Source organism: Nocardioides sp. NPDC004968 (genome assembly GCF_040608935.1).
In the GTDB taxonomy this organism is placed as follows: domain Bacteria; phylum Actinomycetota; class Actinomycetes; order Propionibacteriales; family Nocardioidaceae; genus Nocardioides.
In genome coordinates, this window is sequence record NZ_JBEXJF010000007.1 from 67,568 (window position 1) to 80,870 (window position 13,303).

9 protein-coding genes are annotated in these 13,303 nt (G+C 68.4%); 3 read left to right on the forward strand and 6 right to left on the reverse strand.

Annotated elements, in window-relative coordinates; translation table 11 throughout:
* Positions 1 to 6 precede the first annotated feature (6 nt).
* From ABZU72_RS10285 to ABZU72_RS10305, 5 genes are all read right to left on the reverse strand, one after another.
* On the reverse strand, positions 7 to 1,635 hold the full coding sequence (locus ABZU72_RS10285) for an ABC-F family ATP-binding cassette domain-containing protein (protein WP_355018761.1): 1,629 nt from the start codon (positions 1,633 to 1,635) through the stop codon (positions 7 to 9).
* Positions 1,636 to 2,036: 401 nt separating this feature from the next.
* Complete coding sequence (locus ABZU72_RS10290; RefSeq protein ID WP_355018762.1) at positions 2,037 to 3,722, reverse strand: M4 family metallopeptidase; 1,686 nt, start codon at positions 3,720 to 3,722, stop codon at positions 2,037 to 2,039.
* A gap of 162 nt (positions 3,723 to 3,884) precedes the next feature.
* A complete protein-coding gene (locus tag ABZU72_RS10295; RefSeq protein WP_355018763.1) occupies positions 3,885 to 5,837 on the reverse strand; it encodes a M13-type metalloendopeptidase in 1,953 nt (650 codons plus the stop codon).
* A gap of 50 nt (positions 5,838 to 5,887) precedes the next feature.
* Entirely contained in the window at positions 5,888 to 7,102 is a 1,215-nt protein-coding gene (locus tag ABZU72_RS10300) for a M15 family metallopeptidase (protein ID WP_355018764.1), read from the reverse strand.
* Between the two features lie 61 nt (positions 7,103 to 7,163).
* The gene (locus tag ABZU72_RS10305) at positions 7,164 to 7,757 is read right to left on the reverse strand and encodes a TetR family transcriptional regulator (RefSeq protein ID WP_355018765.1); all 594 of its coding nucleotides are present in this window, start codon (positions 7,755 to 7,757) and stop codon (positions 7,164 to 7,166) included.
* A 104-nt stretch (positions 7,758 to 7,861) separates the two neighbouring features.
* Between ABZU72_RS10305 and ABZU72_RS10310 the strand changes: the two genes are divergently transcribed.
* Positions 7,862 to 8,422, forward strand: a complete 561-nt coding sequence (locus ABZU72_RS10310; protein ID WP_355018766.1) for a TetR family transcriptional regulator — start codon at positions 7,862 to 7,864, stop codon at positions 8,420 to 8,422.
* 25 nt (positions 8,423 to 8,447) lie between these two features.
* A complete protein-coding gene (locus ABZU72_RS10315; RefSeq protein ID WP_355018767.1) occupies positions 8,448 to 10,790 on the forward strand; it encodes an MMPL family transporter in 2,343 nt (780 codons plus the stop codon).
* A gap of 66 nt (positions 10,791 to 10,856) precedes the next feature.
* Here ABZU72_RS10315 and ABZU72_RS10320 read toward each other — a convergent pair whose 3' ends face one another.
* Positions 10,857 to 12,275 carry a fatty acid desaturase gene (locus ABZU72_RS10320; RefSeq protein WP_355018768.1) on the reverse strand — a complete coding sequence of 473 codons (1,419 nt, stop codon included), beginning with the start codon at positions 12,273 to 12,275 and terminating at the stop codon, positions 10,857 to 10,859.
* 77 nt (positions 12,276 to 12,352) lie between these two features.
* Between ABZU72_RS10320 and ppgK the strand changes: the two genes are divergently transcribed.
* Complete coding sequence (ppgK, locus tag ABZU72_RS10325) at positions 12,353 to 13,108, forward strand: polyphosphate--glucose phosphotransferase (RefSeq protein WP_355018769.1); 756 nt, start codon at positions 12,353 to 12,355, stop codon at positions 13,106 to 13,108.
* Positions 13,109 to 13,303: the final 195 nt, after the last annotated feature.

Below are 13,303 nucleotides of genomic sequence, written 5' to 3' on the forward strand. Positions count from 1 at the left end.
CACCGACTAGTTTCCCAGCGCCAACGTCGGCCAGTCGGCGAGGTCAGCCAGCATCTGACGATCGTGCGTGGCCACCACGACCGCAGCCGGCGTCGCCCGTAGCGCGGCCGTCAGCTCGTCGACCAGCCCGGCCGAGAGGTGATTGGTGGGCTCGTCCAGGATCAGCAGCTGCGGGAGCGAGGCGAGCCTCAGCGCCAGCTCGAGCCGCCGCTGCTGCCCTTGGGACAGCCGCGAGGCAGGCGTACGCCGCGCCTCGGCGTCCACCAGCCCGGTCGACCGGAGCGACGGGATCGCCCGCTCCGGCACCACCCCGGCGGCGACCAGCTGCCCACAGTGCTGGGAGTAGACCTCCGCCGCCGTCAGACCCGGCGCCCACTCGGGCTCCTCCTGACCGACGAGCGCGACCCGCGCGCCCGAGGATGTCCACACCGACCCCTCGGACGGAGGAAGTACGCCGCCCAGCACCTGCAGCAACGTCGACTTGCCCGCCCCGTTCGGACCGGTGACGACGAGCCGCTCGCCGCCGTCGAGGGCGAACGAGACCGGTCCGGACAACCGGCCGGGCACGCGTACGCCTTCACACCGCAGCAAAGTTCCTCCGACATCCGAGGAGAGCGCCGGGAACCGCAACGACATCGGCGGCTCCGGCACGGAGATACGGTGCGCCTCGAGCGCCACGAGGTCGCGGTTGAAGGAGCGCACCAGACCGGGCGCCCGGGTCTGTCGCTGATGCTTGCCGGTGCCCTTCGGCGGGCGCCAGCCGGTGCTCAGCCGGTCCCGCGCCGCCGAGACCGAGTCCTGCAGCCGTCGGTGCTCCTCCTGCTGAGCCGCGTAGTCCTGCTCCCAGCGCTCCCGGTCGCGGCGACGGCCCTCCTGCCAGCCCTGGTAGCCACCGGCGTACGTCCTGGGCCGGCCGTCCTCGCTCGGATCCAGGTCGAGGAACTCCTCGCCGACCTCGCGCAGCAGCGCCCGGTCGTGCGAGACGAGTACGACGCCGCCGGCATGAGTCCGGACCTGCTCGGTCAGGAACGCCAGCCCCGACGCGTCGAGGTGGTTGGTCGGCTCGTCGAGCACGAGGAGGTCGTGGTGCGCCCCGAGCAGGCAGGCCAGCCGCACCCGGTAGCGCTGGCCGACCGACAGCGTCGCCAGCTCTCGTCCGTGATCGGTGCACGCGCCGAGCGCCTCCAGGGCGATCTGGACCCGGCGGTCGGCGTCCCAGGCGTCCAGCGTGGTCGCACGCTCCAGCGCGGCGGCGTACCTCCCGCCGGAGTCCGACGGGTCGTCCGACAACGCCGCGGCAGCCTCGTCGAGTGCGCGGAGCGCGGAGTGCGACTCGGCCAGAGCAGCGGAGGTGAGGGGGCCGACGGTGTCTCCAGGACGTACGTCGAGGGCTTGCTGCGCAAGACCGAGACTGCCGTGCCGCTGAACCCGGCCGGAGTCGGGTTCGAGCAGCCCGGCGAGGACGTGGAGCAGCGTGGTCTTGCCCCGGCCGTTCTCACCGACGATGGCCAACCGCGACCGGTTGGCGGCGGAGACGGTCAGGGAGACGCCGCGCAGGACGGGGCGACCGCCGCGGGTGACAGAGATGTCCTCGGCGCGCAGATGGGCAGAGGTGTGGTGGGTCTGTACAGACACGAAAGTGAACTTCCAGCTCGCATACGGGAGCCGGGAAAGCGAAGGCAGCTACCCGGCATGGCCGGACAGCGGCGTGAGTATGCCTCGCAGCGCCGCCGTCAGGCGGCGGGGCGCAGGCGCATGTAGGCGATACCGGAGTACATGCCTCCAGGGTAGACAGCGACGACCCGTCCACGCGAACCGTTATTCACCCGAGCGCGCAAGCAAACGCCGAGCCGGCGCTGTTGGTCCTCCCCCACGGGGACCCGCAGAACCGGCCCGGCATCTCCAGTATGCGTCCAATCGCCGAACCGGCATAACCACACGCCCGAATTCGTACTTTAGTTACCCAAAGCGGTCGACGGCGCCGCCTCCTGTAGGAAACGGCGCCGTCGGGCCACTCTGTTGTCAATGTGGCGAGATCAGCTCACCGAGACCGCGGTCCACGCCGCCTCGACGGCCGTGACCTCGGGGCTGGAGGCGCCGTAGAGGTCCGAGGCCGCCTGCACCGTCGCGTCGCGCGCGCCGGCGTAGTCGGTGGTCGAGGTGAAGTAGGTCGAGTTGGCCCGGAACCAGATCTTCTCCGCCTTGTCGCGACCGATCCCGGCGATCGTCGAGCTGTCACAGGTCGTGCTCGAGTGCTCGACCCCACCGATCGTCTTCGTACCCGAGCCCTCGGAGAGCAGGTAGAAGAAGTGGTTGCCGACGCCGCTGGAGTAGTGGACGTCGAGGCCCCCGGTCGAGGACGACCAGCAGTTGACCGAGTTGCCGTCGAAGGACGGGTTGTCCATCCGGCGCAGCGGGTCGCCGCCGTCGAGGATGAAGGACTCACCGATCAGGTAGTCGCCCTGGTCCTCGGCGTTGTCGGCGTAGAACTCGACCGCCGTGCCGAAGATGTCCGAGGTCGACTCGTTGAGGCCACCGGACTCACCGGAGTACTCCAGGCCCGAGGTGTTCTCGGTGACACCGTGGGTCATCTCGTGGCCCGCGACGTCCAGCGAGACCAGCGGTCCGTAGCCGACACCGTCGCCGTCGCCGTACGTCATCTTCTCGCCGTCCCAGAAGGCGTTGACGTAGTCGTTGCCGTAGTGGACCCGGTTGTAGGAGCCCGAGCCGTCACCGAAGATGCCGTCGCGGGCGTGGACGTTCTTGAAGTAGTCCCAGGTGACGTTGGTGCCGTACTGCGCGTCGGCGGCCGCGGTCGCCCGGTCGTCGTTGGAGCCGTTGCCGAAGGTGGTGGTCGGGCTGGTGACCACAGTTCCCGCCGCGCAGCCGAACCCGAGAAGCTGGCACAGCAGGCTGTCCTCGGCGTTGTTCATGTCGGTCGTGTAGGTGCCGCCGCGGGTCTCGTCACGCAGCTCGTACGTCGAGCCGTTCTGCTTCACCTGCAGCGGGACGGTCCCGGAGTAGAGGGTGCTGCCCTCGCCGTCGATGGTGTGGATGCCCTCGACCCGGCGCAGCACCTTGCCCGTCTCCGCGTCGACGTAGGTCGCCAGGCGCGAGGGGGTGCCGTCGGCCTGCTTGCCCTTGGTGGTCACCCGCCACGCCAGCGTCGGGGCGCCGTCGACCGCGTCGACGACGAGCTCGGGTGCGTACTTCTTGTCGGCCTGGAGCTTGGTGATCGTCTTGGTCACGGCGTCCAGGGTCAGCGCGGCCTTGGTGGCCACGGTCTCGCTGACGGCCGGCTTCACCGAGAGGTCGAGCACCTTGGTCAGCCCCTGGGAGACCGAGGTCAGGGTGCCGGCCTTGCTCTGGTGGGCGACCAGGTCGCCGCCGACGACCTCGAGGCCCTCGTACGTCCGGTTCATCCGGACGTGGGTGGCACCGTTGGTGTCCTTCAGGGTCACCACGGGCTCGAGCTCCTGGCCCGCGCCGACCTTCCAGGTCGACGGCTTGCTCGTCAGCGCGCGGATCGCCTTGTCCGCGATCGACCCGTCGTCGATGACCTTCTGGGCAGCCAGGCCCGTCTGCGTGATGCTCGTCGGCGTGATGGCGGAGGCGGAGTCGGCAGGGGTGGCGCCGGCTGGGCTTCCGAAGGAGGCGATGAAGGCGGTTCCTGCAACGGCGGCAGCGGTGGTTGCGCCCGCCGCTCGAACGAATCTACGCATGGGGGTACTCCTCGAGATCAGGACCAGGATGGGACCGGATCCTTCCACCCGAATCGGGTGTGCGACCGAACAAATTCCTGCAATGCAGCTTTATGAAGCGGTCGCCCCGCGTAACTCGTTTACGTCGTTATCAAATATTAACCAAACGCACCCGGGGGCATGTCACCAGATGCGCACTCGGTCCTCCGGATCGAGCCACAGTCCGTCGCCAGGAGCGGTGCCGAAAACCTCGTGGAACTCGTCCAGGTTCCGGGCGATGTTGGCACGGAACTCGGGCGGGCTGTGCGGGTCGATCGTGAGGTACTGCTGCGCCTGCTCCTTGCGTCGCACCGTACGCCACACGTAGGCCCAGTTGAGGAAGAGCCGCTGCCGGTCGCCGACGCCGGCGGCACCGTCGGTGGCGAGCATGTAGGCGGTGTGCGCGATCGTCAGGCCACCCAGGTCGCCGATGTTCTCCCCGACGGTCAGCGCACCGTTGACGAACTCACCCGGCAGGTCCCGCGGCGAGAGCGCCGAGTACTGCTCGATGAGCGCCTTGGTCTTCACCTCGAAGGCCGCCTTGTCCTCCGGCGACCACCAGTCCTGCATGTTGCCGTCGCCGTCGAACTGGGCACCCTGGTCGTCGAAGCCGTGCCCGACCTCGTGGCCGATCACCGCGCCGATGCCGCCGTAGTTCTCTGCCGGGTGCGCGTCCTTGTCGAAGAACGGGCGCTGCAGGATCCCGGCCGGGAAGCAGATCTCGTTGGTGCCGGGGTTGTAGTAGGCGTTGACCGTCTGCGGCAGCATGAACCACTCGTCACGGTCCACCGGGCTGCCGAGCTTGCCGAGCTGCCGGTCGGTCTCGAATACCGAGGCCGCCGAGACGTTGCCGATCAGGTCGTCCTTGGAGATGGTCAGCGCCGAGTAGTCCCGCCACTTCGACGGGTAGCCGATCTTCGGCGTGAACTTGTCGAGCTTCTCGTACGCCTTCTCCTTGGTCTCCTCGCCCATCCAGTCGAGCTCGGAGATCGACTTGCGGTAGGCCTCGAGGAGGTTGTGGACCAGCTCGTCCATCTGCGCCTTCGCCTCGGGCGGGAAGTGACGCGCGGCGTACTCCTTGCCGACCGCCTCCCCGATCGCGCCCTCCACGATCGCCACCCCGCGCTTCCAGCGTTCGCGCAGCTCAGGCGTGCCGTTGAGGGTGCGCCCGTAGAAGTCGAAGTTGGTCTCGACGAAGTCGTCGGTCAGGTAGGGCGCCGCCCAGCGCAGGACGTGGAAGTAGAGCCACGACTTCCAGTCGTCGATGTCGACCTCGCCGAGCACGGTCGAGAGGTGGGAGAAGAACGACGGCTGCCGCACGACCACCTCACCGAGCACCGCCTCGGTGGACAGCTTCGAGCCGGAGAGGTTGCGGACGTACGCATCCCAGTTGAAGTTGGGGGCCAGCTCGCGCAGCTCGGCGAGAGTCAGCAGGTTGTAGGTCTTCTGCTTGTCGCGGGTCTCCTCGCGCGCCCAGTGGCCCTCGGCCAGGCGGGTGTCGATCCTGATGATCGTCTCGGCGGCCGCACGCGGGTCGGGGTGCTCGGCGAGCTCGTAGAGGCGGGTCAGGTAGTCGACGTACTTCGCCAGCACCTCGGCGAACTTCTCGTCGAAGTAGTAGTCCTTGTCGGGCAGCCCGAGGCCGCCCTGGAGCAGGTTGAAGATGTAGCGGTCGGACTGCTTGTCGTCGTTGTCGACGTAGGACCCGAACAGCCCGTGACCGCCGATCCGCTCGACCTCGCCCAGGAACGCTGCCAGGTCGTCCGCGTCGCGGAGCCCGTCCACGGCGGCCCTCAGGCCGTCAAGAGGGCGTACGCCGCGCGCGGCCACCCCCTCCACGTCCATGAAGCTCGCGAAGAGGTCGCCGATCTTCTGGGCGTCGCTGCCCGACTCGCCGCCGGAGGCCGCAAGCTCCTCGATGATCGCGCGCACGTCCTTCTCGGCCTGGTCGGCGAGCATCACGAACGGCCCCCAGCTGGACCGGTCGGACGGAATCTCGACCTCCCGGAGCCAGGTGCCGTTGACGAACCCGAACAGGTCGTCCTGCGGCCGAATGCTGTCGTCCATGCCCGGGCGGGCGTCATCGAGGATCGTCACGCCCCCCAGCGTAGATGCGAGGTCCCAAGCAGGTCAGCAACAACCCCGGATCAGCCCGGTTTGACGATGCGGTTCATCTCGAAGTGCATGGGGTCGGTCCACTTCCAGTTGCCGCCCCAGGTGAAGCCCCAGCGCTCGAAGATGGAGACGACGGTGCGGTCCATCTCGCCGACGGTGCCGCGTTGGTTGCCGGCGGTGTTGAGGTCGACGGCGGTGCCGAAGGCGTGGTTGGAGAGCTGGGTGGTGTTGGCGATGAAGCGGGGGTAGAAGCAGCCGGCGTACTGCGACGGATTGATCTTCTTGGCCAGGCCGCGGTCGACGACCTCCTGGAGCGCGGCGCGCAGCTGCGGGATCATCACCTTGTTGCAGGTCACCGAGCCCAGGATCGGCACCTGGGCGGTCACGATGTGGGAGCTGACCCAGCTGGAGGCGGGGGTGATGGTGCCATCGCCGTTGGCCCGGTAGGTGTAGTTGCCGACGGCCTCGGCGACGGTGCCGACGACGTACGCCTTCTGGGGAGCGTTGGGGTCGAGACCCGCGCGGGCGACGACGTCGAGGCGCTGGACGGAGGCGTCCGAGCCGACGACCGTCTGGATCGGCTTGACGACGCGATTGGGGGCGATGGCGGCGGTGGAGACGATGAGCGCGTTGCCCTTCTCCATGCCCATCTCCTCGCCCCACTTGTGGTTGACGACGGCCGCGGCGAGACCCGGCGGCTGGGGAGCGTAGGCACCGACGTGGACGGAGGCCGCGTCCTTCTTGGAGCCGAGCCGCACGAACCCGTCCTTGTCGGCCGGGAGCTCGTCCTGGCGCTCGGGGTCGATCGCCACCTCGCCACCGGCGACGCGCTGCCAGACCTCGTCGGAGTCGGCGCTCTGGAAGGGGGCGAAGTTGCGGTAGGTCGCGGGATCGACGGCGACCACCTTCACCAGCCGTCCCTCGACGCTGACCTGGGCCATCGAGATCTGCTCGACGCCGGAGACGCCGTCGAGTCCTCGGATCTTCTTGACGTCGGCGGACGAGAGGGTGTCCTCGGAGAGGATCAGCAGGTCGGTGGAGTGCAGCGTGCCCTCGCGCTTGCCGGGGATGTCGACGGCGTGCGAGGGGTCGGCTATTGGGCTCTCGTCCTTCGCTGCCCCGCTGGCGCTCGGGCTCGGGCTGCCGCTCGGCGAGGCCGGCTTCGACGGCTCACCCGCACAGGCGGCCAGGGTCACCACGAGCACCGCGCCGATTGCCGCAGCCGCTCTCCACGAGACCTGTCGCATCCATCTACCTCCCCGCAGGAAGGTTAGGCGAGGCCTGGTCAGCACCCAACTCGCTGGTAACTCAGCCGTTCAGGACCCGCGAGATCAGCCACGCGATGTCGTCGGCGGTCTCGTCGGGTGACTTGGTGGGCTGCATGACATGGCTGAGGACCACGCGGACGGTCATCTCGATGGCGGTGTCCGCCTGGTCGTCGGTCAGCCCGTGCTCGAACTTCTCGACGTGCTCGTGGATGAGCTCGGTCGCATAGCCCAGCAGTCCCTCGCTGTGGCTGGTGAGGTAGGGCAGCAGCTCGGTGTCGGCACCGTGGGTCGCCGAGACGACCGCGTGCAGCAGCTTGTTGTCCTGGGCACGGTCGAGGACGCCGTACGTCGCCTGGCGGATCGCCCGGATGAAGTCGTCCTCCTGGGCGAAGGCGGTGCTCACGACCGCGAGGAACTGCTCCAGCTCACGCAGGATCAGCGACTTCGCCAGGGTGGGCTTGGCGCCGATGTCGTTGTAGACCGTCTGCCGGCTCACCCCGCACCGCTGGGCGATGCGGGACATCGTCACACTCGCCCACCCGGTCTCGGTGGTCATCTCGACGGCGGCATCGAGGATCCGCTGTCGGGTGGTTTCAGGTGCGCCGGCCGCCATGAAGGCAAAGTCTACGGCCATGCCTCCCTGCGGATGACGGGCCGGGTGAACTGTCCCACACTGTTTTGCACCCAATACCCCAAGGGTGCAACAATGCACTCTATGAGTAAAAGTGCAATCGCATGATGCGAGGGGATCGCACCGCGGCCGCCATCCATCGCGCCGCGCTCCAGATGACCGACGAGTTCGGCTTCGACGGCTGGACCATGGACCATCTCGCCGAGCGGGTCGGCGTCTCGCGACGTACGTTGTTCAACCACGTTCCGAGCAAGATGGATGCCGTCCTCGGCCCCGACCATGAGCCCGATCCGGAACTGGGCGCGACCTTCGTCGGAGGCGGCCCCACCGGACATGTCGGCCGCGACCTCGGAGTCCTCGTGCGTACGGTGCTCGAAGCCGAGAAGATGGACCACGACGACCTCGTCCTCATCCGTCGCGTCCTGAAGACCGACAAGCAGGTGCTCGACGCCGCGCACGCGCGCTTCGAGAAGGCGACGGCTCACTTCGCCGAGGTGATCTCTCAACGCGAAGGCGACCAGATGACCCCGGAGCTCGCCGGCGTCGCCTTGCGTCTGGTGATCGTCGTCTTCGACGCCGCGCTCGACGCCTACCTCGCCAATCCTTCGGCCGGCACCGTCGCCGACCACTTCACCCGGATCTTCGACGACCTCGTCGATCTGTTCTGAACCACTGACCAGGGGGAACCCCGAAATGGCCAAGCTGCTCTATCGACTCGGAAAGACCGCCTACCGGCGGTGGCCGATCTTCGTCGCCGTCTGGATGATCGTGATCATCGGGATCGGCGCCGTGGCGACCACGATGTCCAAGCCGATGTCCACGACCTTCACCATGCCCGGCCTCGAGTCGGTCGAGGCCGCCGAGGAGCTGCCCGAGATCATGGGCAGCGAGGAGGGCTCGGTGCTCGACGCCGCCTCCATCGAGGTGGTCGTCGCCGCACCCGAGGGCGAGACCCTCACGAGCTCCGACAACCAGGCCGCCGTGGCCGAGGTCGTCGCGAGCCTCGCGGCGCTCGACGACGTACCCGACCAGATCTCCTACATCTGGACCCCGGAGATGGCCGAGGCAGCCGCTCCGGCGACGGCGCAGGCGATGTCCGCGCAGAGCGGTCAGCAGGTGAGCGAGAAGCAGGCGTTGCAGATGCTGCTCGGCCAGCTCGAGGCTCAGCCGACACTGTCCGACGACGGCCGGATCGGCCTGATCTCGACCCAGTTCGAGGACGTCGACGTCTCCGAGGTGACCCCGGAGATGCAGCAGGAGGTCACCGACGTCGTCGAGGAGGCCGACGCGGCCTCCGGCCTCCAGGTCGAGGTACGCGGCCAGGGCATGCAGGTCCAAGAGATCGGCGGCGCCAGCGCCGAACTGGTCGGCATCGTCCTCGCCCTGCTCATCCTGCTGCTGACCTTCGGCTCGTTCGTGGCCGCCGGGCTCCCGATCCTCACCGCCGCCATCGGCGTCGGCATCGGCACCATGGGAATCACGGCGCTCACCGCGTTCACCGACGTCTCCTCGACCACCCCGATGCTCGCCACGATGATCGGCCTCGCGGTCGGGATCGACTACGCGCTGTTCATCCTGGCGCGCTACCGCAGCGAGCTCGACCACACCGACGACCGTGAGGAGGCGATCGGCGTCGCGGTCGGCACCGCCGGCTCCGCGGTCGTCTTCGCCGGCCTCACCGTCGTGATCGCTCTCTCCGCGCTCAGCGTCGTCGGCATCCCGTTCCTGACCTACATGGGCCTGGGCGCCGCGGCCACCGTCGTGGTCGCCGTCCTGGTCGCGCTGACCCTGCTCCCGGCACTGCTGGGTGTGTTCAAGTCGAAGGCCTTCGGCCTGTCCGTACGCCACTACAACCCCAAGCGCGAGGCCAACGGCCGCGTGCTCAACAACGGTGTCCGCTGGGCCCGGTTCATCGGCAAGGCGCCCATCGTCTGGGTGCTGATCGTGGTCATCGGCCTGGGCGCCCTGGCCATCCCGTTCAAGGACCTGCACCTGGGCATGCCGGGCGACAGCACGGCCCCCGCGGACAGCTCGCGCCGTCAGGCGGTCGAGCTGGTCGAGGAGGGCTTCGGCCCGGGCCGCCTCGACCCGATGATGCTGGTGGTCGATGCCCGTGAGACGGCGGGCGACGCGGCGGCCAAGCAGGCCACCTACGCCCGGGTGGCGGAATGGGCCGGCTCCCTGGACGGGGTCGCCAAGGTGGTGCCCCCGTCGGGCAACGAGAACGGCGCGGTGATCCTGATCGAGCCGGAGACCGCCCCCGAGGACGAGGCGACCGAGGACCTGCTGGCGGAGCTGCGCGAGGGCGAAGGCGCCCTCGAGGAGGAGACCGGCACCGACCTCGCGGTCACCGGCACCTCCGCGATCATGTCCGACATCTCCGAGAAGCTGAACGACGCGCTGCTGCCCTACCTCGCGATCGTGATCGGCTTGGCGTTCCTCCTGCTGATGCTCGTCTTCCGCTCGATCCTGGTGCCGCTGACCGCGACGCTCGGCTTCCTGCTGTCGGTCCTGGCCACCCTCGGCGTCACCGTAGCGGTCTTCCAGGAGGGTGCCTTCGGGATCTTCGACGGCCAGCCGATCGTCAGCTTCATGCCGATCTTCCTGATCGGGCTGGTCTTCGGCCTGGCGATGGACTACCAGGTCTTCCTGGTCACCCGGATCCGGGAGGCCCACGTCCACGGCGCCTCCTACAAGGAGGCCGTGGTCGACGGATTCCGCAACTCGGCCCGGGTGGTCACGGCCGCCGCACTGATCATGACCGCCGTCTTCTCGGGCTTCATCCTGATGGACGACCCGATCATCAAGTCCATGGGCTTCGCACTCGCCGCGGCGGTCGTCTTCGACGCCTTCATCGTGCGGATGCTCCTCATCCCGACGCTGATGTACCTGATGAGGGAGAAGGCCTGGTGGCTGCCGAAGTGGCTCGACCGGATCCTCCCGAACGTCGACGTCGAGGGCGAGAGCCTGGAGCGGCACTACCTCGCCGACCACTACGCCGAGGAGCCGCGGGAACCCGAGCTCGCAAAGCGCTGACCGTCGCCGGCAGCAGACAGCCCCCGATCTCGTACGAGGTCGGGGGCTGTCGCCGTCCGAGGAGAGCTACGAGACGGAGTCCGAGGCGAGAGGCACGAAGTCGACCTTCTCGCGCACGCCACAGTCCGGGCAGCACCAGTCGTCCGGCACGTCCCCCCACGATGTGCCGGCGGCGAACCCTTCTGCCTCGTTGCCCTCCTCCACTCGGTAGGTGTGGCCGCACCCGGGACAGCGGGCGGCCAGCACCTCCTGGCCGATGACCTGCACGACGGTGTCGTCGCCGGTCTCGGCACGATCTGCGACCGGCGCCGGATACTTCGCCAGGATCCTGTCCCGCTTGCGCGGCAGGATGTTGGCCCGCGACATGTCGCCGTCGAAGTGCGCCAGCACCCTGGGGTCCATCACCCGGCGCCAGACCGGCGGCACGAGCGCGAGCAGGATCATCCCGGCATAGCCGGTCGGCAGCACCGGAGACTCCTTGTAGTCGCGCAGGGTCTGGTAGCGGCGTACGGGGTTGGCGTGGTGGTCGCTGTGGCGCTGCAGGTGGTAGAGCAGCACGTTGGTGGCGATGTTGTTGGAGTTCCAGGAGTGGCTGGGGTCGACGCGCTCGTAGCGCCGGCCGACGCGTTGGCGCAGCATGCCGTAGTGCTCCATGTAGTTGATCACCTCGAGCAGCGAGAACCCGACGACGGCCTGGATCAGCAGGAACGGGATCACCACGGGCCCGAGCCACAGGATCAGCCCGCCCCAGAGCACCGCCGACATCAGCCAGGCGTTGAGTACGTCGTTGCCGATCCGGAACGGATGCTGGTCGCGGCGGGCGTACCTCTTCTTCTCCAGTCTCCAGGCGCTCTTCAGCGAGCCCGAGACCGTGCGCGGCCAGAAGGTGTAGAAGGACTCGCCGACCTTGGCCGAGGCCGGGTCCTCGGGAGTCGCGACGCGGACGTGGTGGCCGCGGTTGTGCTCGATGTAGAAGTGGCCGTAGAAGCTCTGCGCGAGCGCGACCTTGGAGAGCCAGCGCTCGACGTCCTCGCGCTTGTGGCCGAGCTCGTGGGCGGTGTTGATGCCGATGCCGCCGATGCAGCCGACCGAGATCGCCAGCCCGACCCGGTCGATCATGCTCAGGGTGTGGCCGTCCAGGGCGCCGTGGGCGGCGAGGGCCATGCCGCCGATGAAGACGGCGTACTGCAGCGGGAGGTAGGAGTAGACGATCCAGCGGTAGTACCTGTCGTTCTCCAGCGCCTCGATCATGTCGTCGGGCGGGTTGGACTTGTCGAGCCCCGCGAACAGGTCGATGGCCGGGACCACGATCAGGATGATGATCGGACCGGTCCACAGGAACGCGCTGATGTCGGTGAGATGCCAGCCGCCGATCGCGATGAACCCGAGGAGCGGCACCACCAGGCCGAGCAACCACAGATGGCGCTTCTTGTCGCGCCACTGTTCGGTCGAGCCGTCGGGCACCGTGCTGTTGGCGATCTCCATCGTTGGCCCCTTTGACAAATCAGGATGATATGTCAAGTGTCGTACGTCACGTCGGTGCTTGTAAATAGGATGGGGTCATGACGACGAGCCTGCCCTTCGGCATCGACTTCGGCGGCACGGGCATCAAGGGTGCCCCGATCGATCTCGCGACCGGCGAGTTCGCCGAGGAACGCATACGCATCCCGACACCCGAACGCTCCACCCCCGACGCCATCGCCGAGATCTTCGTGGATCTGCTCTCCCAGTTCCCGGACTACGACGGGAAGGTCGGCGTGACCGTCCCCGGAGTCGTACGCCACGGGGTGGTCCACTCCGCTGCCAACATCGACAAGTCCTGGATCGGCGCCGATGCGGACGCGATCTTCACCGCGGCCACCGGCCGGGACGTGCACGTGGTCAACGACGCCGACGCCGCCGGCCTGGCCGAGGTGCGCTACGGCGCCGCTAAGGGCCGCCGTGGACTGGTCATCATGACCACGCTCGGCACCGGCATCGGCTCGGCGCTCCTCTACGACGGCGTGCTCGTGCCCAACTCCGAGCTCGGCCACCTCGAGCTCGACGGCCACGACGCCGAGACCCGCGCCTCCAACATCGCCCGCAAGCGCGAGGAGCTCTCCTGGAGGCACTGGGCCAAGCGGCTGCAGAGGTACTACCAGCACCTGGAGATGCTCTTCTCCCCCGACCTATTCCTTGTCGGCGGAGGGGTCTCGAAGGAGGCGGCGGAATTCCTGCCGCTGCTCGACCTGGACACCGAGATCATCCCGGCGAAGCTGCTCAACACCGCGGGGGCCGTCGGGGCCGCGCTGTACGCCGAGGAGCTCGCCACCGACTGACGGCGGACCCGGCGGCGGACCCGGCGGCTGCGCCGGCGGCACGGGCGGCATCGGCGGCCAGGCAGGTCGAGAGTCCCACGGAGCTCCCGCCTTCCTCGTCTTCTTCGCCTGCACGAGGAAGGCCTTGCGCTCGACCCGCCGGCGTCGCGCCGACGGGTTCCAGAACACCCGATACGCCGCGTACGCCGCGCAAGC